The organism is Streptomyces doebereineriae (assembly GCF_031845645.1).
GTDB classification, from domain to species: Bacteria; Actinomycetota; Actinomycetes; order Streptomycetales; family Streptomycetaceae; genus Streptomyces; species Streptomyces canus.
In genome coordinates this window covers 69,398-95,210 of sequence record NZ_JAVREZ010000030.1, presented here as the reverse complement: position 1 = coordinate 95,210, position 25,813 = coordinate 69,398, and the positions used below count along the sequence as shown (strand labels likewise).

The following is a 25,813-nucleotide window of genomic DNA, read 5'->3' as shown; positions in this document are numbered from 1 at the left end:
TCAGTAGCCGTACCGGCTCTTCAGGTGGCGCCAGAAGTCACGCAGCATCCACTTGTCGAAGTCGGTGATCTGGGTCGCGCTGCCCGCCTTCATCAGGAAGCAGCACTGACCGGTCGGGGTCCAGTCGTAGAAGTCGTCGAGACCGAAGGTGTGGCCGACTTCGTGGAGATAGATGTGGATGTTCTCCTGGGCGAGGGCGCCGGTGAAGTACTCCTGGCCGACGCGCTGGCCCCAGTCCCCGCCGGCGCCGCCCTGGAAGCCCTTGGTGAGCCAGAGCGACTGGTCGTAGTGGCGGGCCACACCGCCGGGGCACTTCGAGTAGTTGCCGTCCTGGTGGAAGAAGCGGCCGCAGTCGGGAGCGCACTGCGGGGCACCGTCGGAGTCCAGGTTTCCGGCGTAGATGTCGACCGAGTTGTCCGTCCACTGGAGGGTCGAGCGGTTCTTCACGGCCCAGCCGACGATGTTGACGGGAACGGTGGTGTACGGCCAGGCGTTGGTGCCGGTGCCGTTGTCGAGCATGGCCGCCATCCACTTGCCGAACTGCTTCTTCAGCGCGGCGTGGACCTGGTCCCGCAGGGCGGCGCTGACGGGGGCGTCGGACTCCCAGCGGACGCAGTAGTTGACGCTTCCCTTGTTGGCGACGACCTGGTCCCAGCCGTAGTTGCGGAAGCCGTAGAGGTCGGGGTAGGTCGACTCGACGTGGTTCCACACCTCGCCCAGCGGTTGCACGAGGCCTGCGGGCGGGTTCCAGGTGTCCGCCGCCTGTGCCGGGGTCGCCGTGACGGCGGGGGCGGCGAGTACCGCGAGCAGGGCGGCGAGGACGGTGACGAGACGCGCGATGCGGGTGCGCATGGAGTGAACTCCCTTCGTGGGGGCCGGGATTCACTGTTGTGTCGCCGCCGGTCCGGCCGGGGTTGCCCCCCTGACCCAAGGACCCAAACACAACCGGAATGTGACCCACCCCACAATCGATACGCGCCCGTATCGATAGCTCCCGAGCTACTCTGAAGTCCACGAGAACGAAACCGTTTCGTTCAGCATGTAGTCGGCTGGACGAGAATGGAGCACGCACGCCATGACCAGCGTCCTCATCGCCACCGGCCAGTCACTTCAGCGTGTCGGCCTTCGAATGCTCCTCGAGTCCCAGCCCGACCTCAGCGTCGTCGGCGAGGCCGCGCACGGGCCGGAGGCGATCCGGCTGAGCGCCCTGCTCCGGCCGGACGTCGTCCTGCTGGAGGGCCGCGCCACCGACACGGACACCGCCGAGACCGTCCGCCGTATCGCCCACACCCCGGACGGGCACGCCCCGCACGTCCTGCTCCTCACCACGGCCGACGACACCTACCCCTACGGCGCCCTGCGCGCCGGAGCCGCCGGACACCTCCCCGAGGACGCCACCGCCGACGAACTGGTCGCGGCCGTGCGGGTCGTGGCCGCCGGTGACGTGGTCGTCTCCCCCGGACTGACCCGTGCGCTCATCGACGCCGTCCGCGACCAGCGCGCCATCGAGAGCACCGCACCCGGCAACCGATTGGGCACCCTCACCGGACGCGAGCGGGACGTCCTCACCGCTGTCGCCTCCGGTGACTCCAACGCCGAGATCGCCGACCGGCTCTCCATCGCCCCGACCACCGTGAAGTCCCACGTCAGCAACATCCTCACCAAGATCGGTGCGCGGGGTCGGGTCCAGGCGGTGGTCTTCGCCTACGAGTCGGGACTGGTGCGGCCCACCCAGCACGTCCTGCACGCGTGAGAGACCCCGGCACCTTCCACGCCTCGACCTGAGTTCATGCTCACCGGCGGCCGGCGCGTGGCTTCACCTCGCCACGCACCGGGGACCCCGGCACGCCACCGCCGGGGTCGCCCTCGCCGATCAGGCCGCCGTGTAGCCGAGTTGGCGCCTCATGTAGGGCGTCATGAGCGTCTTCGCCTTGGCCACGGCGCTGGTACGGCTGCCGAGCACCGCCGTCTCGCCACCCGGCACGGGCAGCATGGTCACCCCGTCGGCAGGGCCGAAGGGCACGATCAGCGGGGTGCGGTGGATGGGCCGGTAGAAGCGCGGCTCCTTGCGGTGCTTGCCCGAACTGTTCAGGTGAGCGCGGATGTTCCAGGCGGCGAGGTCGGCCTGGGCGAGCGCCGCCGGGGTGATCTTGAGCTCGGTGGCGTCGTTGACGTCACCGACCGCGAAGACGTCCAGGTGCCCCTCGGCCCGCAGCGAGCGATCGACCTTCACATGCCCGGAAGGGGTCAGCAGGTCGCCGTGTCCGCCCAGGCGCAGCCAGAGCGTGTTGGGGGTGGTGCCGGTCGCCCAGAAGGAGAGGTCCGCGGTGATGACGTCACCACGGGCGTCGCGGTAGGTGGCGAAGTCGTTGCCCGGGGCCATGAAGGAGTCGAGCCGTACCTCCACGTCGTGGGCCTCCAGCCACTCGCGCGCCTTGCGTCCGGCCCGCTGGCTGCCCGTGCTGCCGAGCAGCGCGGAACCGGAGTGCGCGAGCGTGACCCGGGCGTCCGGCCGGGCCAGCCGGATCTCGGCGCTGAGTTCGACGCCGGAGGGCCCGCCGCCGACGACGAGGACGTGCTCGGCGAAGGCGATCTTCTGCTGGTGCTCGGCGAGGGACTTCATCGCCTCCTCGGTGGTGGTCCCGGCGAAGCGGGCCGGCTCCGGGTAGTCGGCGCCGGTCGCGATCACCACCACGTCGTAGGGCAGCCGCGTGCCGTTGGCCAGCACCACTCGTCGCTCGGCGGTGTCGATGCGAACCACCTTGCCCACGACCAACTGGCCGTGGCGCAGCAGCCGGTCGTACGAGATGAAGGGGGTCGCGCTCCACTCCTTGCGCACACCCGCCCGGAGGGAGGAGATCCGGTGGAAGAAGACCTCCTTGCGGTCCACGAGCGTGACCCGTGCCGTCGCGTCCAGCCGTTTCGCCAGCCGGACGCCCGCATAGCCGCCGCCGATCACCACTACGTCGCCGTCAATCACGCCGAGTCTCCTGAAACCGTGGGGGGAGGAGTGCCATGACGGACGAGCCGCTCCCCCGAGCACTCGGATGCCGGTGAGCGTAACGCTTGAAACCTAAAGTTTGAGTTGGGTTATGTGAGCTTTCTGTGAAGCTGTCGACCCCGAGGACGTGCGATGTGCCCCCCGGTGACTGCGAGTTGGGCCGGGGACGTCAGCCGAGCTCGTAGTCGAGCCGGATCCGGTGGGTACCGTCGGCGTCGACCCCGAGGCCACCGGTGCCGGAGATCCCCGCCAGGTCCCCGGTGCCACTGGAGGGGACGATTGTGAAGAACTCCGCGGTGCGGTCGCTGCCGGAGGTCGTCGCCGAGTGCACGAAGTTGAAGGCGCCCGACCTGCCATGCAGCGAACCCTCGAAGGACTCCATGGCCACGTAGGTGCCGACGCCGGACTCCTGGTCGTACGCGGCGGTGAACAAGGTCGCCGAGCGGCCGGCGATCTCGCCCTCGAAGTGCTTCTCCATCGTCGCGACACCGACCGGAAGCCCGGTGGTCACGGCCGGTTCGGGCTTCAGCTCGGTCGGGACGAACGCCTTCACGCTGAATGTTCCGTTGGCTCTCATGGACCGACGGTACCGACCGGGTCTGACAATGCCCGGTTTACCGCTCGCGCCTACTCCGGCGGGGTGGGCGTGTCGTGGGTGCGGTACATCGCCTGGACGTCCAGCTCCAGCTGGACCGTGGGGCCGACGACCGCGATGCCCCGGGCCAGCATCGACCGCCAGTTCAGCGTGTAGTCCTCCCGGTGGAGTTCCGCCGTCGCCAGGGCAGCACAGCGGAGTTCCTCGCCGTAGCCGCCGTTCACCGTGCCGAGGTATGTGGTGTCCAGGGCGACCGAGCGGCTCACTCCGTGCATGGTCAGGCTGCCCTGGAGGGTCCACTTGCTCCCGCCGCGATAGGCGAAGCGGGTGCTGACGAAGTCGATGTGGGGGAAGCGTTCGACGTCGAGGAAGTCGGCGGACCGCAGATGGTTGTCGCGCGTGGTGTTGCCGGTGGTGATGCTCGACGCGTCGATACGGACCTGAACACGGGTCTGCGACATGTCCTGCGCGACCTGGATACCGCCCTCGAAACGCTCGAAGCGGCCGTGGACGTGGGCCATGCCGACATGCTTGGCGATGAAGCGGATCGCGGTGTGCGGCGGATCGAACAGCCAGACGCCGGGCGTGGGCAGTTGCAGCGCCTGGGCGGGCTGGAGCCAGACCCGCTCGGTGGGCGTCATCCCGTACGGCCCCACCTCGACCGTCTCGCGGTGCGGCTGGAGCCCCTCGGCCGCGGCCATCAGGCTGTAGCGGCCGGGCGGCAGAACGGCGAGGAAGTAGCCGTAGGGGTCGGTCGTCCCGCGGACCGCGACCCGGTGCGTGTCCAGGGCGGTGACGGTGACGTCCGCGCCCGCCATGGGCGAGCCCATGGGGTCGACGATCTCACGGGCCACCGCGCCCGCGCCTTCCGGGAGGGGGACGGAGAGGCCCGCCGCCTCGGCAAGGGCAGCCTTGGACCGCCGGCGCCGGAGCAGTGCGAGGGCCATGATGTTCACCTTTCTTCGGGGACTTGCTGTCGTGCTGCGGGACTCATGGTCGACGTCCCTCATAGGCCGCCTGGAGTACCTCCCGCACACCCTCCGCCGTCACAGGACGGGGGTTGGCGTACGGCTGCCCCGCCACCTGTACGGCCGCCTCCGCCAAGTCGGTCTCCTTGAGACCGAGTTCGGCGAGCGAGCGCGGCGCGCCCAGGCGCCCGGCCAGATCCCACAGGGCTCGTGCCGGGTCGTCGGCATCGAGTGCCCGGCCCAGTACGGTCAACGCACCGGGCACGGCGGGGGCGTTGTACGCGAGCGCGTACGGCAGGACGACGGTGTGCGTGTCGGCGTGCGGCAGGCCGAACGTGCCGCCCAGGACGTGGCACAGCTTGTGGTGCAGCCCCATGGTGGTCGCCCCCAGACACGCCCCGCACAGCCACGCGCCGTACAGGGCTCGGCCGCGCGCGTCCAGGTCGTCGGGCCGCGCGGCGAGCAGCGGCAGCGCCTCCCCCATCGCCCGTACGCCGTCCTGGGCCATCAGCGCGATCAGCGGCGAGGTGTCCGGGGCGTAGAGCGCCTCGACGGCGTGGGCGAGGGCGTTGATGCCGCTGGTGACGGTGAGCGGCACCGGCAGGGAGACGGTCAGCTCGGGGTCGTAGACGACACTGCGGGGCTGGACCTTCGGGTCGCGGCCGGTGCGCTTGACGCCGCCCTCGGTCAGGCCCCACACGGGGGTCATCTCGGAGCCCGAGTAGGTCGACGGCACGGCGATCAGCGGCAGTCCGGTGCGCAGGGCGATCGCCTTGCCGAGGCCGATGGACGAGCCGCCGCCGACCGCGACGACCCCGTCGGCCCCGGTCGCGCGGGCCACCGCCACGGCCCGGTCGGCGTCCTCGACGGGTACATGCATACGGGCCTCGGCGTGCAGCCCCGCGCAGGCGTCGCCGAGCGCGTCCGCGACCGCCCGCGCCACGGCCTCGCCCCGGCTGCCGCACACCACCAACAGGCGTCGCAGGCCCAGGTGTTCGGCCTCGCCGGGAGTCGCGGTCACGGCGGCGCCTGACCGGAGGACGACCCGCACGGGACGGCTCTCGTAGGTGAAGTCGGCCGAGAACGTCATGCGTTCGGCTCCAGTACGAGGTCGAAGCGGGCGTGCCGGAAGGGGTTCGGGATGCCGAACTCCGCGGCCAGGGAGGGGTCGTCGGTCGTCGCGAAGTCCTGCACGAGGCTCTGTTTCACGGCGAAGACGGCGTCGGAGTCGAGGTAGTCGCTGCCCGCGACGAAGATGTGGGTGGTGACGGGGGTGTGGCCTTCGGCTCCGGCGATGAAGTGGATGTGGGCGGGCCGGTACGGGTGCCGACCGGTCGCCCCCAGCAGGTCGCCGACCGGGCCGTCGGTGGGGATCGGATACGGCGCAGGGACGCAGGTGCGGAACCAGAAGCGGCCCTCGGCGTCGGCGGTGAACAGTCCGCGTCCATTGCCCGCGGGCTGTACGTCGGGCTGCTGGACGTCGTAGAAGCCCTGGTCGTCGGCCTGCCAGACGTCGAGGACGGCGCCGGGCAGCGGGGTGCCGTCCGCCGACAGCACCCGGCCGCTGACCACGCACGGCTCGGCACCGCCCACCAGGTCGATGTCGTCCCCGAGTTCCCGCACGGGCGACTCGGTCATATGGAAGGGGCCGAGCACGGTGGACTCGGTGGCGCCCTGTACGCGGTCGCCGTTGAGGGTCTCCACGAGCATGGAGACGCCGAGGACGTCCGAGAGCAGGATGAACTCCTGCCGGGTGTCGGTGCACTTCTGCCCGGTCGCCGTCAGGAAGGCGATCGCCTTCTCCCACTCCTCCTGGGTGAGCCGGCTCTCGCGCACGAAGTCGTGCAGGTGGCCGATCAGACCGGAGAGCAGTTCGCGCAGGCGGGGATCGGCGGTCGCGTGGAGACTGGCGACGGCCTCCTCGGTGACGCTGGTCCCGATCGCGTCGGTGGTCATCCCGGCTCCTCCTCGTCGACGTGTCGCTTTATCCATGATTGCGCGCCCGGTGTGTCCGGGCCTCAGGCGTGTCCGAGGATCTGCCGCAGCGCGTCCGTCAGGAGTGTTCCCGCATCCGGCGTGGCGGTCGCGTGCCGGAAGGCGACGAACCCGTCGGGCCGTACGAGCAGCGCGCCCGCGTCGGAGATCTCGCTCAGGCGCGCCCAGTCGCCGTACGGGTCCTCGTACTCCTGCCCGGGACCGACGACCACGGTGGCGATCTCGGTGCCCTGTGCCGCGGCGGCCCGGACCCAGCCCTCGCCGCCGATGCCGGTCAGCAGGGTGAAACGGCCCTTTCCGACGGTGTCGAGGGTGGAGAGGGTGCGGGTGCCGGAGGTGATCCAGGCGTGCGGGATACGGGCGCCGGGGCGGGAGGTGGGCTGGTGGTGGAGCTCGGGATCGCGCGCGAAGGTCTCCGCGGGGGTGCCGTCGGGGACGATGGCGTCCGAGGCGTAGCGCTGGTTGAGGTCGACGCCGTGCGCGTTGAACTCGTACACCTTGAAGGCGATGGCCTCGCGGAGCCGGGCCCGCTGCTTCTCGGCGGCCTCCGTGGTGTCCTTGCGGGCCGCGATGTTGGCCCACAGCTGTTCGGGGGTCTGCGGGGAGAGTCCGTCGAGGGCCTCGAAGATCGGGGCGGTCTCGCCGATCGACTGGTTGGCGCGGGTGACGACCTGCTTGCCGACGGGGGCGCGCTCGGCGGTGTAGCTGTCGAGGAGCTTCGGGGCGGCGGTGCCGTCGAGGACGAGCTTGAGCTTCCAGGCGAGGTTGTAGGAGTCCTGGATGGAGGTGTTGGAGCCGAGACCGTTGGACGGCGGGTGCCGGTGGGTGGCGTCACCGGCGCAGAAGACGCGGCCGTTGGAGTAGGTCTCGGCGTACATCTCGTTGACGGTCCAGGCCGAGGACGACTTGATCGTCACGGGGATCTCGTCGTCGCCGACCAGCTGGCGCACGACCGACTCGGCGTACTCGGTGGTCAGGTCGGGGGCGCCCGCCGTGACGTCGTACCCCCACACGATCATCCACTCGTCCCACGGCCGCACACAGCGCACCAGGCCCGCGCCGATGCCGCCGACGGTGGCGCCCGGGGCGAGGACCCAGTAGAGGGTGGAGGGCCGGTGGGCGGTGTACTTCGCCAGGTCCGCCTCGAAGACGATGTTGATGCTGCCGGCCACGCCCATCTGGCCGCCCATCGGCAGCCCGGCGTCCTCGGCGACCTTGGAGCGGCCGCCGTCCGCGCCGATCAGGTACTTGGCACGGATCTCGTACGTGTCTCCGCGCAGCCGGTCCCGCACCGTGACCGTCACGCCGTCGGCGTCCTGGGTGTGGGAGAGGTACTCGGTCTGGAAACGCAGGCTGGTGCCGCGGGCGACGGCCGCGTCGACGAGGACCGGCTCCATGAGGTGCTGCGGCATGTCGCACATGCGGGTGGGACTGGCGAGTTCGTGGGCGGCCTGGACGAGCGGGTCGTTGCCCCACGAGCGCACTCGGCCCAGCTCCTCGCCGGCCAGGCTCGTGCAGAAGGTGGTGTTGCCCATCAGATGCTGCCCGGTCGCCTGCGCGATGACGTCCTGTTCGACGCCGAGGTCGCGCAGCACCTCCATCGTGCGCTGGTTGGTGATGTGCGCGCGGGGGGTGTCGGCGAGGCTCGCGTAGCGGGTGACGACGATGTTCGGGACGCCGTAGGTGCTCAGGGCGAGCGCGGCCGAGGCTCCGGCCGGGCCGCTGCCTACGATCAGGACGTCGGTCTCGACGACGGGGGACACGGGGCGCTCCTGGCGTGGGCATACGGACGACGGACAGTCTTGATCATGGTGCGGTACGGCGGTGTGCGGGTGTCTCAATACGAGACATAGGCATCTGCTGTCCCTCCGCACGGGGCAGTCGTTGCCCGTTCAACCGAACCCGCTACGGTGGGTACGTCGTGACCACCACAGAGCCCTCCCCCGCAGTCCACGCCCTCCCACCGCTGCGAGTGGCGCGTGAGCGCTTCCTGTCCGGGCGCCCGCTGCCCGACGGTGTGCCGGAGGAGGTCCTCGCGGCGTGGCGGCGGGCCCGGTTCTTCGGCGTACCGCACGACCTGAAGGAGCCCGCCGCCGATCCGCCCCGGCCGGTCGAGTCGCCGCTCCTCGGCGCCGCCCGTCCGGTGCTCGAACGGATCGCCCCCGCCCTGGGCACCGGCCGCTCGGTCCTCCTCCTCACCGACGCGCGACTGCGCGTGCTGTGGACGTCCGGGAGCGCCCCCGGGCTCACCCCGCACCCGGGACTGTCGGAGCAGGAGGTCGGCCACAACAGCGCGGCCCTCGCCCTGCGCGGTCGGCGCCGTGCCGAGGTGCACGGGCCCGAGCACTTCCTCGACGTGTGGCAGGACGTGTCGGCGGTCAGCGTCCCGGTGCTCGCACCGAAGAGCGGACAGGCACTCGGCACCCTCACCGTCGCCTCCCACCTGTGCGGCGGATGCCCGCCGCACCCGCAGGCGGCCCTCGCCGAGGCCGCTGCCGCCGCCGTGGAGGCCGAACTTCTCGCCCGGGCCGGACGCGCCGAACAGGTCCTGCTGGACGCCTACTTGCGAGCCGCGCGGGGAGAGGACCGCGCGGTGGTCGCATTGGACGGCCGCAACCGTCTGATCAGCGCGGCGGCGGAGCGGCTGATGACGCCCGAGGTGCTCCGGAGTCTTGAGCGTACGGCGACGACGGCACGGCACACGGACGCGCCGGCCGCCGCGGAGCTGCCCGAGGGAGCCGGGTGCAGCGCCCGGATCGACCTGGTGCGGCAGGCGGGCGTGGTCGTGGGGATCGTGGCCGTCCTGGAGCCGCAGGACGAGGGCACGCCGAGGCCGAGACCGCGCCCGCTCCCCCGTCTGACCGGCTCCTCCCTTCCGTGGCGGTACGCCGTGGAGCGCGCCGCCCAACTGATCCGCTCCCCCGAGCCCCTGCTGCTGACCGGTGAACGGGGAACGGGGAAGACCGCGCTGGCCCGGGAGTTGCTGGGGCCGGCCGACATCGAGACCGTCGACGCGGCCGAAGGCGGCGCGCTCGAAGGGGACTTGACGGAATGGGCCGCGGCGAGCCCCCTCATCCTCCGGCACGCCGAGCGGCTGACGCAGCCCGCCGTGGCCACGCTCAACTCCCTGCTCGACACGCACCCGGACACCCGGCTGCTGGTCACCCACACCCCCGGCACTCCACCCGGCCCCTGCCTGCAACGGCTCCTCGACAAACTGGCCGCCCGCACGGTCGTCCTCCCGCCGCTGCGTGAACGCACCGAGGACATCAGGGAGTTGCTGTCGGCCCTCACGCCGCGCCCGGCGCCGGGAAATCCTCCGCTGACCTGGACCCTGGACGCCCTTCGCGCGCTCGAACAGCATCCGTGGCCCGGGAACGTCACCGAACTCGCCCATGTCGTCCAGGCGTTGGCGGAACACCGACGGGTCTCCGGGCCGGTGCGTCGGGCCGAGCTGCCGGACACCGTGCGGGAAGGGCCCGCCGTCCGTCCGCTCAGCCCGATGGAACACGCCGAACGCGCCACCATCCTGGAGACCCTGCACCGCCACGGCGGCAACAAGTCCCGCGCGGCGGCGGTACTCGGCATCGGGCGGGCCACGCTGTACCGCAAACTGCGGGAGTACGAGGGCTGAGGAGCGGGCTCGGCATCCGGGCAACCGGGGCGGCGGACACGTCGTTCAGGGCGCTTCCCGCGGCGGACCGCTGGTGCCGCGCACGACGAGCTTCGGGTCCAGCACGGCCTCGCGCGGCTCCAGTTGCGGATTCTCCAGTCGCTCCACGGCGAACCGCACCGCGTGCTCGGCCATCAGCACCGCGTCCTGGCGCACGGTGGTGAGACCGATCGGCATGAGATGGGAGAGGTGGCTGTCGTCATAGCCGACGACGGACATGTCCCGCGGAACCTCCACACCGGCCCGGGCCAACGGCATCAACAGGCCCATCGCGCACCGGTCGTTGCCCGCGAGTACCGCGGTCGGCAGCGGCAGCCCACGGTCCCGCTCGGCCAGGAGCAGCCTGCCGGTCTCGATACCGGACTGCTCGGTGTGCTCACCGGGGATGACCCGGATCTCCGACTCGAGGCCGTGCCGTCGCATCGCGGCCCGGTAGGAGCGCCGCCGTTCGGCGGACCCGGGGCCCCGGCCGCCGTCGATGTGCACGATCCTGCGGTGGCCGAGTTCGACCAGGTGGTCCATGGCCTGCCGGACACCCTTGCTCTCGGCGCTGTGCACGAAGTCCACGCGGGCCCGCGGGACGCGACGGCTGACCGACACGGTCACGGCCCGCTGACCGAGCTCGTCGAGATAGCCGGCGTCCGCGTCGGGGCCGAGCAGGATCAGCGCCTCGCAGCGGTGCCCGAGGAGGGCCTCGACCGCCTTGGCCTCGCTGCGCCCCTGGACCGCCGCCGAGAGCAGGACGTCGTATCCGAGCCGCTCGGCCTCGGGGTAGATGCCCTCGATCAGGTCGGTCTGGAAGGTCTGGTGCACGGTGAACATCACGCCGAGCGTGCGGCTGCGGCCACGGGCCAGCAACCGGGCCGCGCTGTCGGGGCGGTAGCCGATCTCGTCGGCGACCCTCAGCACGCGCTCACGGGTCTCCTGGCTCGCGCCGGGCTGATTGCGGAACACGATCGAGACCAGCGCCCGGGACACACCTGCCTTGCCGGCCACATCGGCCATCGTCGGCCGCTGCCTGCCCGGTGCTGCATCCACGCGTGAACCCACCTTTCGACGGAACCCACCCTAGGGCAGCCTCGAAAACCTCCGGCAACAAGCTATTGACATGACATTTGGACAGGGGCCATCGTACTCGCACTAGAGCGCGCTAGTAGAGCGCGACAGCGGAGGGAATTCGGCGATGCCGTTCGATGTGCTGACCATGGGCCGCGTGGGGGTGAATGTCTATCTGCTCCAGGCGGGTGTCGGGTTGGCGGAGGTCACGTCGTTCGGCAAGTACCTGGGCGGCAGGCCGACCGAGGTGGCGGTGGCGGCGGCCATCGCGCCGGGCGAGCTGGATCTGGCGGCGGTGCGGGAAGCGTCAATCTTCTGGATCACCGGGACCGGTCTGAGCGAGGAGCCGAGCCGTTCGGCCACGCCGACCGCGCCGGCGTACCGGGCGAAGGCGGGGGCGCCGAGGCTGCGGCACACGACCTTCGTGGTGGGACGTCCCCGTCAGCGAGGTCGCCGCCCTAGGCACCACCCGGGCCGCCCACGCCGCCCACAATCAGACCCCGCGCCACTACCTGTAAGGAAACCGCTCCCCGTGAACACCATTCCCCACTGGATCAACGGCTCCCCGGCACGGACACCGCTCCGGTTTCCCATCCCGCCACCGGCGCCGAGCAGGCCCGGGTCGCCCTTCGCTGTCATCAACGCCAACCCCTACGGCAACGGCACCGCCCTGTTCACCGCCTCCGGCGAAGCCGCGCCGCGATTGCAGCGCCGCATCAAGGTCACCCGCCCCAAGGTCGTCACCACCCGCCGGCCGCAGCAGGCCCAGCAGATTGCCGCCGGCTTCGACTGCCGCACCTCCAACTGACCCCTGTCCCCCTCCCCGAAGGACACTTCATGGCAACGGCGCCATCCCCGCTCCGCACCACCGTCGGCAACCTGTGTCTGGGCTCCGCGCCCGACTCCTGGGGCGTCTGGTTCCCCGAGGACGAGCACCAGGTGTCGCACACCCGCTTCCTCGACGAACTCGCGCAGGCCGGTTACCGGTGGCTGGAGCTCGGCCCGTACGGCTATCTCCCCACCGACCCGCAGCGCCTCGAGGAGGAGCTGGACGCCCGTGGCCTCCAGGTCTCCGGCGGTACGGCCTTCGGCGCGCTGCACCGGCCCGAGGCATGGGACGAGATGCTCGCTCACGTCCGCCAGGTCGCCACGCTCACCCAGGCCGCGGGCGCCCACCACCTGGTACTCATCCCACCCATGTACCGGGACGAGAGGACCGGCGCGTTCACCGAGTCCCCCGAGTTGACCGCCGGCCAGTGGGCGGGTTTCGGCAAGGCAGCCGACCGGCTGGGCAGGCTGCTGCTCGACGAGTACGACCTCCGGCTGGTGATCCACCCGCACGCCGACAGCCACATCCAGACCCAGCCGGAGATCGAGCGGCTGCTGAACGAGTCGGACGGCCGGTACACCAACCTCTGCCTGGACACCGGGCATGTGGCCTACGGCGGCGGGGACAACCTCGATCTCATCCGCCGGTTCGGCGAGCGGATGGGCTACGTCCACATCAAGCAGATGGACCCGGAGATACTCGCGCAGGTCGCCGCCGAGGGCCTCTCCTTCGGCGAGGCCGTCAAACGGGGGGTGTGCGTGTCGCCGCCCGCGGGAGTGCCGAACCCGGCCGACGTCGTGGCCGAACTCGCCCAATTGGACGCCGAGTTGTTCGTGATCGTCGAGCAGGACCTGTACCCGTGCGCTCCCGAGGTGCCGCTGCCCGTCGCGGTGACCACACGGGAACACCTGGCCGGCTGCGGCCTCACCGGGACCCGACGCCCGAACGACGACCGATAGGAGGTGGCCATGGACGTCAGGGACGATGCGACTCAGTCCCCCGCCCTCACGGACGAGGCCCCGCCCGCCGTCTCCCGGCGACTGCGGGTCATCACGATCATCGCCACCTTCGGCGGACTGCTCTTCGGCTACGACACCGGCGTCATCAACGGCGCCCTGCCGTACATGACGGACGACCTAGGTCTGACCGCGGTCACCGAGGGCATGGTCACCAGCTCGCTGCTGCTGGGTGCCGCGCTGGGCGCGGTGATCGGCGGACGGCTGTCGGACGCACGCGGACGGCGCCGTACGATTCTCGCCCTCGCGGTGCTGTTCTTCGTCGGAGCGCTGGCCTGCACCCTCGCGCCGACCACCGCGGTGATGGTGGTCGCGCGGTTCGTCCTCGGTCTCGCGGTCGGCGGTGCTTCGGTGACCGTGCCGGTCTACCTCGCCGAGGTCTCCCCCGCCGAGCGGCGTGGCGCGCTGGTCACCCGTAACGAACTCATGATCGTCAGCGGGCAGTTGCTCGCCTTCACCTCCAACGCGATCATCGCTCGGGCGGGCGGCGAGTCCGGCGGGGTGTGGCGATGGATGCTGGTGATCGCCACGGTCCCGGCCGTGGTGCTGTGGTTCGGCATGCTGGTGATGCCGGAGAGCCCGCGCTGGCTGGCCTCACAGACGCGTTTCAACGAGGCGCTGGAGGTCCTGAAGCAGGTGCGTTCGCGACAGCGCGCCGAAGCCGAACTCGCCGAGGTGTCCGCGCTCGCGGTCAAGGAGGAGGAGCAACGGCTCGGCGGCTGGCAGGACATGAAGTCCACGCCGTGGATCCGCAAGCTGATGTTCGTCGGCTTCGGCATCGCGATCGTGCAGCAGATCACCGGCGTCAACACGATCATGTACTACGGCACCCAGATCCTCACCGACGCCGGTTTCGCCGCCGACAGCGCGCTGACCGCGAACATCGCCAACGGTGTGATCTCGGTGCTGGCGACCTTCGTCGGGATCTGGCTGCTGGGCCGGGTGCCCCGCCGCCCGATGCTGATGACCGGTCAGACGGGTACCACGGCGGCCCTGTTGCTCATCGGTGTCTTCTCGCTGGTGTTGCCCTCGGGTGACGCTCGCGCCTACGCCGTGCTCGCGATGACCGTCACGTTCCTGGCCTTCCAGCAGGGCGCGATCTCGCCGGTGACCTGGCTGATGCTGTCGGAGATCTTCCCGATGCGGATGCGCGGCTTCGGCATGGGCGTGGCCGCGGTGGTGCTGTGGCTGACCAACTTCGTGATCGGTCTTGTCTTCCCGTCTCTGGTCTCCGGCATCGGAATCTCCAACACCTTCTTCCTCTTCGTGGTGGCGGGCGTCTTCTCGATCGTCTTCGTGAAGCGCTGCGTCCCTGAGACCAAGGGCCGCACCCTCGAGACCCTCGAAGCCGAACTCCGGGCGCGCTTCTCCTAGTTACCACTCGTTAGGAAATGACCATGACTGTACGTGTAGGGGTGATCGGCGCCGGCTGGATCGGCCACGAACACATCCGGCGTCTCACCCACACCGTGACCGGTGCCCGGGTCGTCGCGGTCACCGACATCGACGCGGCCCGTGCCGAGGAGGCGGCCGCACCGGTCGGTGCCCGGGTGTACGCGAACGGTGCCGAGCTCATCGCGGCGGACGACGTCGACGCCGTCCTCGTGACGTCCTGGGGCCCCACCCACGCCGAGCACGTGCTGACCGCGATAGCCGCGGGAAAGCCGGTGTTCTGCGAGAAGCCGCTGGCCACCACCGCCGAGGACTGTCTGAGGATCGTCGAGGCGGAGACGGCCCACGGCCGCCGCCTGGTCCAGGTCGGCTTCATGCGCCGTTACGACGCCGGCTACCGGAAGATGCGGCAGGTCATCGCATCGGGCCGGATCGGTGAGCCGCTGATCGTGCACTGCGCCCACCGCAACCCGACCGTCCCGGAGTCGTACACCTCCGCCATGGCGGCCCTGGACACGGCCGTGCACGAGGTGGACGTGCTGCGCTGGCTCCTCGACGACGAGATCGTCTCCACCCAGGTGCTCATCCCACGCGCCACGAGCAAACGGTTCACCCACCTCAAGGACCCGCAGATCATGCTCTTCGAGACGGCGAAGGGCGTCCGCATCGATCTGGAGGTCTTCGTCAACTGCCAGTACGGCTACGACATCCAGTGCGAGGCGGTCGGCGAGGAGGGTCTCGTACGGCTGCCCGACCCGGCCACGGTGGGCGTGCGGACCTCCGGTCGGCACAGCACCGAGGTGCTCACGGACTGGGTGAGCCGCTTCCGGGACGCCTTCGACACCGAGTTCCGTGAGTGGATCGCCGGCCTCGCCGCCGGTGCCGAGCCCACCGGCCCGTCCGCCTGGGACGGGTACGCCGCCACCGTCATCACCGCCGCGACCGTCGAGGCCCTGGAGTCGGGCCGCGTCGTCGCCACGGACCTCAAGCCCCGTCCCGCCTTCTACGGAGGTGCCGCGTGAAGATCGCCCTCGACCCGTACATGTTCCGCGCTCTGCCGATCGACGACATGGTGCGCACGGTGGCCGAACTCGGCTACGAATACATCGAGTTGTCGCCACGTGACGACTTCATGCCGTTCTTCCTGCACCCGCGGGCGGACGACGAGCGCATCGCGGAGCTGAAGAACGCCCTGCGCACGCACAGCGTGAAACTGTCCTCCGTGCTGCCGCTGTACAAGTGGTCATCGCCCGACGAGACCGAGCGGCAGGCCGCCGTCCGCTACTGGAAGCGGATGATCGAGATCACCGCGGACCTCGAATGCCCGCTGATGAACAGCGAGTTCAACGGTCGCCCCGAGCGCGCCGCCGAGAGCGAGGCCGCGTTCTGGAACTCGCTGGAGGAACTGCTCCCGCTGTTCGAGCGCGAAGGCATCGCTCTGAACCTGGAGGCCCACCCCGACGACTTCTGCGAGGAGAACACGCCCGCGGTCGACCTCGTCCGGGCCATCAACAAGCCCTGGGTGAACTACCTGTACTGCGCGCCGCACAGTTTCCACCTCTCGGGCGCTGCGGAGACCGGGGCGGACATCGCGAAGATGATGCGCTACGCGGGTGACAAGCTCCAGCACGTGCATATCGCGGACTCCTTCAACCACAAGGGGTCGAGCGGCCTGCGCTACATCCTCAACCCGCCCGGCACCACGGCCCGTGTCCACCAGCACCTGGACATCGGCCAGGGCGAGGTCGACTGGGACGCCTTTTTCGGCACCCTGCGCGAGCTGGGCTTCGACGGCGTGGCGACGGCCTGTGTCTTCGCCTGGGAGGAGCGGGCGCGCGAGTCCTCGGCGTTCATGCTGGACCGGATCAGCAAGGAGCTGGGCGGGTAGCCTGGTCGAACGGGTCGTGGCACGAGGAGGTGCCACCCGTCAGCCCCCGGCCGGATCGGCGGGGCGCGTCACCGGGCCGGGGCGGGCCTGCATAACGTAGGGGGAGATCACCACCTGCCCGGGAGCACGCATGACAGGTAGCCGCCGCAAGAGACCTGGCGACACCTTCGACGCCATCGAACCTCCGGGCAACGCCGAACTGGTCGCCGGGGTGGTGACCGTGACGGGCCTGGTCGAGGTCCTCGGCACGCTGTCCGGGTCCGAGGTGTGGCTCCTGGGGCTCCTGGTGTTCCTGCCGGGCGCCGCCTCGGCGCTGGGCACGGTCCGGCAGACGACGTTCGTCGCCGCGTGGACGGCGGTCGTCGTCACCCTCAGTGTGCTGCTGCGGGACCGCGACGGGGGCCACTGGCTCGACCGGCTCCTGCTGATCCTGTTCACCCTGGCCCTGGCGGCCACCTCCGTCTACGCCTGCCACCGGCGGATCAGTCGCGAGCACGCGATGCTGCGTCTGCGCTCGACCGCCGCGGCCATGCAGCGGCATATCCTGCACCCTCTCCCCCTTCTCACCGACGACGTCCTGGTCAACGGCGTGTACGAGCCGCTCCAGGAGGAACGGCTCGTCGGCGGCGACATCTACGACGTCGTCGACTCGCCCTTCGGGACCCGGGTGCTGATCGGGGACGTGCAGGGCAAGGGGCTCGCCGCCGTGGGCTCCGCGTTCGCCGTCATCGGCGCCTTCCGGGAGGCGGCCCACCGCGAGCCCACCCTCACCGGGCTCGTGGACACCCTGGACGCCGCCGTCGTGCGGCACAACTCCTACGCCATGCACACCGGTGACGACGAACGCTTCGTCACCGCCCTCGTCGTCGGCGTCGACGCGGAGACCGAGGTGCAGGCCGTCAACTGCGGACATGTCCTGCCGCATGTGCTGTACGAGGGGACCATCAGCACTCCCGAACTGGAGCCCGGCGTCCCGCTCGGCCTGGCCGAGCTCGCCCACGAGCCCACGACCGTGGGCTGGTTCGAGTTCCCCGACGGCGCGACGCTGCTGCTGAGCACCGACGGCCTGACGGAGACCCGCTCCGCGGACGGCACGTTCTACCCGGTGGACGAGCGCCTGACGAAGTACGTCGGCCTGTCCCCCACCGAGCTGCCGCAGGCCCTGCACGACGACGCCCGCGCGTTCGCCGGCAGCGGTGGCCCGCACGACGACGTCGCCGTCCTGACGGTCCGCCGCTCCCCGCGTCTCTGAGACAGGTCCCCCCGTCCGCAGGCTCTTCGGGCGGCTTCCGTCGCGCTGCGCTGGGGCCTGGCGGGACCGCCGTAGCATCGGCTCCATGGACAAGCTTCCGCCACTGACCGACGGCTCTCTCGACGAGGAGGCGGACGCGTTCCAGCGACTGCGTCCTCGGCTGTTCGGGATCGCCTACCGGATCCTGGGCAGTGTGTCCGAGGCCGAGGACGTGGTGCAGGACGTGTGGCCGCGGTGGCAGGACACCGACCGGAGCGAGGTGCTGAATCCCGGGGCGTTCCTGGCAAAGATCACCACGCGGCTGGCCATCAACGTGGCCCAGTCGGCGCGGGTGCGCCGGGAGGCCTACATCGGCCCGTGGCTGCCGGAGCCCGTGGACACCAGTGTGGACCCGCAGGTCGGCGCCGAGCGCGGTGAGGCGCTGGAGCTGGCTGTGCTGCTGGTTCTGCAGAGGCTGAATCCCGTGGAGCGGGCCGCCTACGTGCTGCGGGAGGCCTTCGACTACCCGTACGACGAGATCGCGGGCATCGTCCAGCTGAGCCAGGCCAATGTGCGACAGATCGTGAGCCGGGCCCGCAAGCGGCTGTCCGCCGAGCGCCGTGGCCCCGTCGACACGGCGGAGCACCGCCGGCTGCTCGACGCGTTCGTCGCGGCGGCGCGACACGGTGACGTGGCGGCTCTGGAGAGCGTTCTGTCGGCCGACGTGGTCGCCTACGCGGACGGCAACGGTCTGCGGGGCGTGGCGCGGTTGGAGGTGGTGGGCGCGGGGCGGGTGGCCAAGATCAGTGCCTTCGTGAACAAGTTCATCCCGGGGGCGGACTTCGCGATGGCCGAGGCCAACGGTCTGCCCAGTCTGCTCATCCGCAAGGACGGGGAGACCGTCGGCCTGGTGAGCGTCACGGTGGGCGCGGACGGCATCGACGGGCTCTACTGGGTGCTGGCACCGGAGAAGCTCCGGGCGTACGAGCGGTCGTCGGGCCGGCTCGTACGCCAGGAGCCCTAGCCTTGCCCCGGCCTGTGTCCGGCGAACCGTGCGCGTGCCGGTGTCACGGGGCAGGCACCCGGATCAGTTCTGCTTGAGCCAGTCCTCATAGCGGGTGGGCGCCGTCTCCACGGTGCCGTCGCCGGTCAGGACGCCGTCCGGGATGCCCGCGAACATGCCGGCGTTCTCGTCGGTGAGGACGGTGCGGCCGTCCGGCTTCACCGCCAGGGTGATCTCGGCCAGCCGGTCGAGGCGGTGGATCTCGGGGCCCGCCTTGAGGCGCAGCCCGTTCACGGGCTCGCCCTGGGCCGTCTCGGCGACGACGGCGGCGACGTCCGCGGCGGCGATCGGGCGCAGCTGGGTGGAGGGCAGGTGCACCTCCTGGCCCTGGGTGGTCAGGTCCATCACCGGCGCGATGAACTCGAAGAACTGACCGACCCGCACAATGCTGAAGGGCACGCCGCTCGCGCGCACGGCCTCCTCCTGGGCGACCTTGGCCAGGTAGTAGCCGAGCTCGGGCACCTCGTCGACGCCGATGATGGAGAGCGCCACGTGGTGGCGGACCCCCGCCTGCTGTTCCGCCGCGGTGAGGTTCCGCATGGCGCGCGTGAAGAAGTCGATGGCGGCCTCCTTCTCGAACGACGGGGAGTTCGCCACGTCCACGACCACGTCCGCGCCCTTCAGGACCTCCGCGAGGCCCTCGCCGGTGAGGGTGTCGACGCCCGTGCCGGGCGCGGCCGCCACGGCCTCGTGGCCGCGGTCCTGGAGCAGGTTCACCACCTGCGACCCGATCCGGCCGGTACCTCCGATGACGACGATCTTCATCGCTGTCTCCCTTTCCTGTTCGGGGTTTCCTTCAGCAGGACAGGACAGCGACGGGATCTGTGACAGCCGGGCGACACCCACTTCGGCGAAAGGCCGGTCGAAAGTGAAGACGTGGTGCTAGGAATTGGCCACCACCGCTCATCGTGCGCACCCCTCCCCGAATCGCCCGGCGCGCCGATCTGAACAAATACCCCTGTGCGCCGCGTTCTTAGGAGTGCAGGACGTGAGGCGAACCAGAACCGTGAGGCCATCTTGTCGAACACACCGTCCGCCCCCCGCAGGCGATGGGGAACCCGCAACTGGCGCGTGGCCAGAAAACTCCAGGCCATCCTCCTCATCCCGGTGATCGTGGCCCTCGTCCTCGGCGGCATCCGCGTCAAGCGTTCCGTGGACACCTGGCAGGACGCCGACGACGCGGTCCGCGTGGCCGAACTGGTCCAGGCGGCGAACAAGTACGCCAGCGACGCCATCGACGAACGCGATGTGTCGGTCATTCCCCTGGTCAAGGGCGACCGGACGTCGAGCCTGGTCGCCAAGGCCCGGGCCGTCACGGACGCGGACGCGGAGGCGTTCGACGAGGCGGTGGAGCGGATGCCGCAGACCGCCGGGCTGGAGCGCCGGGTCCAGCTGGTCCGCACCGGCGAGAAACAGCTCGCGTCGGTGCGCGCGAACGCCTTCACCTCTCGGCTGACCGGCGTGCAGACCGAGGAGAGCTACCACGCCGTCCAGCACCCGCTGATGGAGATCTCCAACGAGCTCGGCTTCGGCAGCAGCAACCAGGCCAGCTTCGGCCGCACCCTCTACGCCGCCTCCCTCACCCAGGCCGCCGAATCCCTGATCCGGGCGATCGGCACCCACCTCCTCGTCGAGGACCGCGGCAAGCTCGCCGAGGGCGAACTCCAGGTCCAGCTCGGCTCGTTCAGCTCGTACGTCTATCTCGAACAGGTCGCGCTCCAGGAGTACGCCGGCGCCGGCACCGACGAGGACATGACGCGGCTGCGCAACGCCCTGTCCGACGCGGAGAAGCGTGGCAAGGAGCAGGCCGAGAAGACCCAGACGCAGGCCGAGGCGGCGGGAAAGACCTTCGTGGCCCCGCCGAGCCTGGACAAGATGGCCGCCGAGATCGCCTCGGGCAAGTCGGCCGCGCAGCTCGCCGCGCAGGGCATCACGCCCGAGACGTTCTTCGCCGCCTCCACCCTCAGCTTCGACGCGTACCGCAGCGTCGAGGTGTACCTCACCGACAGCGCTCTGGCGGACGCCCACAGCATCGCCGACGACGCCCGCAACGACGCCGTCATCAACGCCGCGCTGGTCCTCGCCGCCGTCCTCGCCGCCTTCCTGCTCGCCGCCTGGGTGGCCCGGACGATGAGCACCAGCATGCGCCGGCTGAGCGCCTCGGCCCTCGAGATCGCCGAGCAGCGTCTCCCCGCGCTGCTCACCCAGCTCACCCGGGCCATCCCGGGCCGCGTCGACGCCCAGGTGGCGCCGATCCCGATCACCACCACGGACGAGATCGGCGAGGTCGCCCGCGCCTTCGACCATGTGCACCGCGAGGCCGTCAGGCTCGCCGCCGAACAGGCACTGCTGCGCGCCAACATCAACACGATCTTCAGCAACCTGGCGCGCCGCAACCAGTCACTGATCGAGCGTCAACTCGCCCTGATCACCGGTCTCGAGGGCAAGGAGGCCGACCCCGAGCAGTTGGAGAACCTCTTCAAGCTGGACCATCTGGCCACGCGGGTGCGCCGCAACGGCGAGAACCTCCTCGTGCTCGGCGGCGAGACCCCCGCCCAGCAGTGGGACCAGCCGCTGCCCCTGGTCGACGTGATCCGCGCCGCCGCCTCGGAGGTGGAGCAGTACGAGCGGGTCGAGTTGTCGGGTGTCCCGGAGACCCAGATCCACGGCCGCGCGGTGACCGACCTGGTGCACCTGCTGGCGGAACTGCTGGAGAACGCGACGACGTTCTCGTCGCCGCACTCCAATGTCCTGGTCACCGCGGCACGACTGCCCGACGGCCGGATCATGGTCGAGATCCACGACCGGGGCATCGGGCTGCCGCCAGGGGAACTGGCCGACATCAACCACCACCTGGCCGACCCGCCCACCGTGGACGTCGCGATCTCCCAGCGCATGGGCCTGTACGTGGTCGGCCGGCTGGCGGACCGGCACGGCATCCGCGTCCAGCTGCGCCCGCACGAGCAGGGACAGGGCACGACGGCGCTGGCGATGCTCCCGGACACGATCACCTATCGGGGGACGGGAGTGGAGTCCGACATCGACACCATGGCCCTGGCCGCCTTCACGAACAACGGTTTCCCCGAGGGCACCGCCCGCGGCTACGAGGCCTGGAACGACAGGTAGGCCGACGAACCGGTGGAGGAAGCCTCGCACCGGTAAATCTCCTTGGCCGTGGGGCGCTCGCCGCGGCAGGATGATCGCGCGATGTCGGCCCGATGAGGGGAACAGTGGATGAGGCGGAACCGGCTCGGGAAAACCGATGTGCACGTCACGGAACTGGGCTTCGGTGGCGGTCCGCTCGGCGGGCTCTTCGCACCGCTGGACGACGGGACGGCCGCCGGCGCCCTGGAGGCGGCCTGGGACAGCGGTATCCGCTATTTCGACACCTCCCCGCACTACGGCATCGGCCACTCCGAGCGCCGCACCGGCGCCCTGCTCCGGGGCAGGCCTCGCGACGAGTTCACCCTGTCGACGAAGGTCGGCCGACTGCTGGTCCCGCAGGACCCGGCGGGCCGTATGGACGAGAGCTTCGCGGTGCCCGCCACCCACCGCAGGGTGTGGGACTTCACGCGGGACGGTGTGCTGCGCAGCGTGGAGGACTCGCTGGAGCGGATGGGCGTGGACCGTATCGACGTGCTGTTCCTGCACGACGCGGAGGAGCGTTTCGAGGACGCGTTGCGTGACGGATACCCGGCCCTCGCCGAACTCCGCGCCCAGGGCGTGGTGGGGGCGATCGGCGCGGGGATGTACCACCCCGGCAAACTGACCCGGCTGGTCAGGGAGTCGGACGTCGACGTCGTGATGCTGTCCGGCCGCTACACGCTCCTGGACCACAGCGCCCTGGACGAACTCCTGCCCGCCTGCACGGACCGCGGGGTGTCGGTCCTGGCGGCGTCGGTCTTCAACTCCGGTCTGCTCGCCACGGCCCGCCCCACCGAGGGCAGCACCTTCGACTACGCCCCCGCCGGGCCGCACTTGCTGCAACGTGCGCACCGCATCGCCGACGTCTGCGAGGCACACGGGGTGACCCTCCCGGAGCTGGCGATGGCGTTCCCGCTGCGCCACCCGGCGGTCGCGGGCATCGTCGTCGGCATGCGCACCGCGGAGGAGGTACGCAGCAACACGTCGGCGTTCGGCGCGGAGATCCCGGCACAGCTGTGGGACGACCTGCGGGGCGAAGGACTCCTGGACGAGCGGGCACCGGTGCACGACCGCTGAGCTGCGGGACCGCACGGGACGGACCCGGCGCATCGACCTGCCGCAGACGTCCCGCCCGACGCCGACCATGTCGGCCCCGCTGCCCGCCCGCCCTCCTGGCAAGATGGCCGGCATGGAACGTGTGCTTGGAATCGGCGGATACTTCCTCAGGGCCGCCGACCCGGCTGCCCTGAGTGCGTGGTACCGCGACTGCCTGGGCCTGGACGCCGACGAGAACGGTTTGTGGCGTCAGGAAGCCGGGCCCACGGTGTTCGCGGCGTTCGAGTCCGGGACCGACTACTTCGGGTCCCGCTCCCAGCAGACCATGCTCAACTTCCGGGTCCGCGACCTGGACGCGATGCTCGCGCAGTTGCGCGCCGGCGGAGCGGACGTGGCCGAGGAGACGCAGGACATGGAGGGTGTCGGTCGATTCGGCTGGGTCACCGACCCGGAGGGCAATCGCATCGAGCTGTGGCAGGCCGCCTGACCAACCGAAGCCCCGGCTCTCTCAGCCGGCGTGTCGGATCCGGAAGCGGCCGGGTTCCGCCGGATCCCGGTCAACGACCTGGACCGGTGTCCGAGCCCATTGCCAGACGCTGATGCCGGGCGTGCGGGAGAACCGGATCTGCCCGCGGGTGCCCTCGACTCCGCGGTGTCCCGGACCACCAGCTCGAGCGGTCTTCCGCCGATCCCGTCGGCGTCATTGACCTCGCCGACGGCCAGTTCGAGCCCGGCGAGCAGGTGTCGGCCCGCCTCGACCCAGCCGGGCCTGGTCAGCGGAACGAGAGCACCGATCCGGATCGGCTGTGGCGGACGCACCTGGGTGATCATGCCGGACATTGCATCCTCACCAAGGCAGACGGGACCGGGTCAGGACGGGTCCTCGTCCAGCTTGCCGATGACGCGCTCGGAGATCTCGGCCAGGACCCGCAGTTCGGCCGGGGTGACATGGTCCATGAACAGTTCACGTACCGCCTCGACATGACGCGGGGCCGCCGCCTCGACCGCCGCCCGGCCGACGTCCGTGATCACCACGAAGGCGCCCCGCGCGTCCTCGAGGCAGTCCTCCCGGACCACCATCCCCCGCCCCGCCATCCGCGCGATGTGGTGGGACATCCGGCTCTTCTCCCACTCCAGCGCCCGGGCCAGATCCTGGTACCGCTGTCGCCCCTCCGGGGTGTCCGTCAGATGGACCAGCACCGCGAAGTCGGCCGGCGACACATTGGACTCCGACTGCAGCAGGCGCCCGAGGCGCCCGCCGAGCCGCTCATGCAACCGGACGAAGCCACGCCACGCGCGCTGCTCCTCCGGCGTCAGCCATCGCACCGTCTCTCCCATGGAGAAAGTGTAAACGTAGTTGACACTTCACCCAATGGTCCGGGGCCCGTGTCGGGTCAGCCCACCCTGGTCCCCGGCAGCGGAATGCTTCCCGTCGTCGCCAGTTCCCGGTACCACAGCGCGCTGTCCTTGAGCGTGCGCCGCTGGGTCTCGTAGTCGACGTGGACGATGCCGAAGCGCTTCGAGTAGCCGTATCCCCACTCGAAGTTGTCCATCAGGGACCACACGAAGTACCCGCGCAGATCGACACCGGCGGTGAGGGCGCGATGGGCGGCGACGAAGTGGCGGTGGAGGTAGTCGATGCGCTCCGGGTCGTGGACGGCTTGGCCGCCGTCGGGGCCGGTGGAGACGTGGTCCTCGAAGGCCGCTCCGTTCTCGGTGATGACCAGAGGCTGGTCCGGGAACCGGGTGTGCAGGTCCAGGAGGAGTTCCTCGAGTCCGTCGGGGTCGATGTTCCAGCCCATGGCGGTGTGCGGGCCCTCCTGTGCGACGAACTCGACATGGGTCGAGCCGGGCCAGGGGGACCCGCCCATGTCCTTGTGCCCGTCGTTGTTCTGACGCGGTGTCACACCCTCCCAGAGGCGGACGGTGGTGGTGGCGTAGTAGTTGACGCCGAGCAGGTCCAGGGGCTGCCGGATCTGTGCGAGGTCACCGTCCTTCACGAACGCCCAGTCGGTGACGGCGGCGGTGTCCTCGATGAGGTCCTGGGGGTAGTGGCCGCGCAACAGGGGTTCGGTGAAGGCGCGGTTGGCCAGCGCGTCGATGCGCCGTACGGCCTCGTCGGCACCCTCGCCCTCGCCCCTCAGGACATGGAAGTTGAGCGTGACCGAGTACTGCGGGTCGTTGGTGGTGACCGCCCTGAGTTGCTGAACGGCCAGTCCGTGGGCGAGGTTGAGGTGGTGGACCGCGGTCAGCGCCGAGGCGCCGTCGCTGCGGCCGGGAGCGTGGGCTCCGGCGCCGTAGCCGAGGTAGGCGGAGCACCACGGTTCGTTCAGCGTGGTCCAGATCGCGACGCGGTCGCCGAGCGCTTCGCCGACCACACGGGCGTAGTCGGCGAAGGCGTAAGCGGTCTCGCGGTTCGTCCAGCCGCCCTCGTCCTCGAGGGCCTGGGGCAGGTCCCAGTGGTAGAGCGTCGCGACCGGCGCGATGTCCCGCTGGAGCAGACCGTCGACCAGGCGGCTGTAGAAGTCCAGCCCCTTGGGATTGGCCGGCCCACGGCCCGTGGGCTGGATGCGCGGCCAGGCTATGGAGAACCGGTAGGCCTTCAGGCCCAGGGACGCCATGAGGTCGAGGTCCTCGTCGAGACGGTGGTAGTGATCGGCGGCCACGTCACCGGTGTCGCCGTTCCATGTCTTGCCCGGCGTGTGGGAGTAGGTGTCCCAGATGGAGGGGCCGCGCCCGTCCTCGTCGGCGGCACCCTCGATCTGGTAGGCGGCGGTCGCGGAGCCGAGGAGGAAGTCGGCGGGGAACGTCAGCTGCTGGGTGTTCGCGACAGTGGGCATGCACGTCTCTCCGTTGTCTTGACCGATGGCGATGTTAACGTTAACAAGCAGCCAGGGCCCCTGTCC

General features: G+C 70.5%; 23 protein-coding genes and 2 pseudogenes. 13 read left to right on the top strand and 12 right to left on the bottom strand.

What is annotated here, in order from left to right:
- Complete coding sequence (locus tag RNB18_RS47165; protein WP_311720347.1) at positions 1-852, bottom strand: hypothetical protein; 852 nt, start codon at positions 850-852, stop codon at positions 1-3.
- A 223-nt stretch (positions 853-1,075) separates the two neighbouring features.
- On the opposite strand from RNB18_RS47165, the gene RNB18_RS47160 reads away from it, so the two are divergent.
- Positions 1,076-1,753: a response regulator transcription factor gene (locus RNB18_RS47160; RefSeq protein ID WP_311720346.1), complete on the top strand. Its 678-nt coding sequence runs from the start codon at positions 1,076-1,078 to the stop codon at positions 1,751-1,753.
- 120 nt (positions 1,754-1,873) lie between these two features.
- Here RNB18_RS47160 and RNB18_RS47155 read toward each other — a convergent pair whose 3' ends face one another.
- From RNB18_RS47155 to RNB18_RS47130, 6 genes are all read right to left on the bottom strand, one after another.
- Complete coding sequence (locus RNB18_RS47155; RefSeq protein WP_311720345.1) at positions 1,874-2,980, bottom strand: NAD(P)/FAD-dependent oxidoreductase; 1,107 nt, start codon at positions 2,978-2,980, stop codon at positions 1,874-1,876.
- A gap of 190 nt (positions 2,981-3,170) precedes the next feature.
- Positions 3,171-3,578, bottom strand: coding sequence for a DUF3224 domain-containing protein (locus RNB18_RS47150; RefSeq protein ID WP_311720344.1), 408 nt, complete (start codon positions 3,576-3,578; stop codon positions 3,171-3,173).
- 50 nt (positions 3,579-3,628) lie between these two features.
- Complete coding sequence (locus RNB18_RS47145) at positions 3,629-4,543, bottom strand: YceI family protein (protein ID WP_311720343.1); 915 nt, start codon at positions 4,541-4,543, stop codon at positions 3,629-3,631.
- A gap of 43 nt (positions 4,544-4,586) precedes the next feature.
- Complete coding sequence (locus RNB18_RS47140) at positions 4,587-5,654, bottom strand: maleylacetate reductase (protein ID WP_311720342.1); 1,068 nt, start codon at positions 5,652-5,654, stop codon at positions 4,587-4,589.
- The gene (locus RNB18_RS47135) at positions 5,651-6,520 is read right to left on the bottom strand and encodes an intradiol ring-cleavage dioxygenase (RefSeq protein WP_311720341.1); all 870 of its coding nucleotides are present in this window, start codon (positions 6,518-6,520) and stop codon (positions 5,651-5,653) included. The genes RNB18_RS47140 and RNB18_RS47135 overlap by 4 nt, the downstream gene beginning before the upstream one ends.
- A 62-nt stretch (positions 6,521-6,582) precedes the next feature.
- The gene (locus tag RNB18_RS47130) at positions 6,583-8,322 is read right to left on the bottom strand and encodes an FAD-dependent oxidoreductase (RefSeq protein ID WP_311720340.1); all 1,740 of its coding nucleotides are present in this window, start codon (positions 8,320-8,322) and stop codon (positions 6,583-6,585) included.
- A gap of 158 nt (positions 8,323-8,480) precedes the next feature.
- Here RNB18_RS47130 and RNB18_RS47125 point away from each other — a divergent pair, with 158 nt between their 5' ends.
- The gene (locus tag RNB18_RS47125) at positions 8,481-10,193 is read left to right on the top strand and encodes a helix-turn-helix domain-containing protein (RefSeq protein ID WP_311720339.1); all 1,713 of its coding nucleotides are present in this window, start codon (positions 8,481-8,483) and stop codon (positions 10,191-10,193) included.
- A gap of 45 nt (positions 10,194-10,238) precedes the next feature.
- On the opposite strand, the gene RNB18_RS47120 is transcribed toward RNB18_RS47125, so the two are convergent.
- A complete protein-coding gene (locus RNB18_RS47120) occupies positions 10,239-11,237 on the bottom strand; it encodes a LacI family DNA-binding transcriptional regulator (protein ID WP_311720355.1) in 999 nt (332 codons plus the stop codon).
- A 178-nt stretch (positions 11,238-11,415) separates the two neighbouring features.
- Here RNB18_RS47120 and RNB18_RS47115 point away from each other — a divergent pair.
- From RNB18_RS47115 to RNB18_RS47080, 8 genes and pseudogenes are all read left to right on the top strand, one after another.
- A pseudogene (locus RNB18_RS47115) lies at positions 11,416-11,685 on the top strand (hypothetical protein); the annotation flags it as partial.
- Positions 11,686-11,820: 135 nt separating this feature from the next.
- Positions 11,821-12,096, top strand: a complete 276-nt coding sequence (locus tag RNB18_RS47110; RefSeq protein WP_311720357.1) for a hypothetical protein — start codon at positions 11,821-11,823, stop codon at positions 12,094-12,096.
- 29 nt (positions 12,097-12,125) lie between these two features.
- On the top strand, positions 12,126-13,076 hold the full coding sequence (locus RNB18_RS47105; protein WP_311720338.1) for a TIM barrel protein: 951 nt from the start codon (positions 12,126-12,128) through the stop codon (positions 13,074-13,076).
- A gap of 9 nt (positions 13,077-13,085) precedes the next feature.
- A complete protein-coding gene (locus RNB18_RS47100) occupies positions 13,086-14,507 on the top strand; it encodes a sugar porter family MFS transporter (RefSeq protein WP_311720337.1) in 1,422 nt (473 codons plus the stop codon).
- Positions 14,508-14,530: 23 nt separating this feature from the next.
- Positions 14,531-15,547 carry a Gfo/Idh/MocA family protein gene (locus tag RNB18_RS47095; protein WP_311720336.1) on the top strand — a complete coding sequence of 339 codons (1,017 nt, stop codon included), beginning with the start codon at positions 14,531-14,533 and terminating at the stop codon, positions 15,545-15,547.
- Complete coding sequence (locus RNB18_RS47090) at positions 15,544-16,413, top strand: sugar phosphate isomerase/epimerase family protein (protein WP_311720335.1); 870 nt, start codon at positions 15,544-15,546, stop codon at positions 16,411-16,413. The genes RNB18_RS47095 and RNB18_RS47090 overlap by 4 nt, the downstream gene beginning before the upstream one ends.
- Before the next feature lie 130 nt (positions 16,414-16,543).
- Complete coding sequence (locus RNB18_RS47085; protein ID WP_311720334.1) at positions 16,544-17,665, top strand: PP2C family protein-serine/threonine phosphatase; 1,122 nt, start codon at positions 16,544-16,546, stop codon at positions 17,663-17,665.
- 85 nt (positions 17,666-17,750) lie between these two features.
- The gene (locus tag RNB18_RS47080) at positions 17,751-18,668 is read left to right on the top strand and encodes an RNA polymerase sigma-70 factor (RefSeq protein WP_311720333.1); all 918 of its coding nucleotides are present in this window, start codon (positions 17,751-17,753) and stop codon (positions 18,666-18,668) included.
- A gap of 63 nt (positions 18,669-18,731) precedes the next feature.
- Here RNB18_RS47080 and RNB18_RS47075 read toward each other — a convergent pair whose 3' ends face one another.
- Positions 18,732-19,472: an SDR family oxidoreductase gene (locus RNB18_RS47075; protein ID WP_311720332.1), complete on the bottom strand. Its 741-nt coding sequence runs from the start codon at positions 19,470-19,472 to the stop codon at positions 18,732-18,734.
- A gap of 306 nt (positions 19,473-19,778) precedes the next feature.
- Between RNB18_RS47075 and RNB18_RS47070 the strand changes: the two genes are divergently transcribed.
- From RNB18_RS47070 to RNB18_RS47060, 3 genes are all read left to right on the top strand, one after another.
- Positions 19,779-21,833, top strand: a complete 2,055-nt coding sequence (locus RNB18_RS47070; RefSeq protein ID WP_311720331.1) for a sensor histidine kinase — start codon at positions 19,779-19,781, stop codon at positions 21,831-21,833.
- Between the two features lie 108 nt (positions 21,834-21,941).
- Entirely contained in the window at positions 21,942-22,928 is a 987-nt protein-coding gene (locus RNB18_RS47065; protein WP_311720330.1) for an aldo/keto reductase, read from the top strand.
- A 112-nt stretch (positions 22,929-23,040) separates the two neighbouring features.
- Positions 23,041-23,394, top strand: coding sequence for a VOC family protein (locus tag RNB18_RS47060; RefSeq protein ID WP_311720329.1), 354 nt, complete (start codon positions 23,041-23,043; stop codon positions 23,392-23,394).
- A 161-nt stretch (positions 23,395-23,555) separates the two neighbouring features.
- Here the strand turns inward: RNB18_RS47060 and RNB18_RS47055 are convergent.
- From RNB18_RS47055 to RNB18_RS47045, 3 genes and pseudogenes are all read right to left on the bottom strand, one after another.
- Positions 23,556-23,747 (bottom strand): annotated as a pseudogene (locus RNB18_RS47055) (ABC transporter substrate-binding protein); the annotation flags it as partial.
- A gap of 30 nt (positions 23,748-23,777) precedes the next feature.
- A complete protein-coding gene (locus tag RNB18_RS47050; protein WP_311720328.1) occupies positions 23,778-24,245 on the bottom strand; it encodes a MarR family winged helix-turn-helix transcriptional regulator in 468 nt (155 codons plus the stop codon).
- A gap of 56 nt (positions 24,246-24,301) precedes the next feature.
- Positions 24,302-25,747 carry a GH1 family beta-glucosidase gene (locus RNB18_RS47045; protein ID WP_311720327.1) on the bottom strand — a complete coding sequence of 482 codons (1,446 nt, stop codon included), beginning with the start codon at positions 25,745-25,747 and terminating at the stop codon, positions 24,302-24,304.
- Positions 25,748-25,813 lie beyond the last annotated feature (66 nt).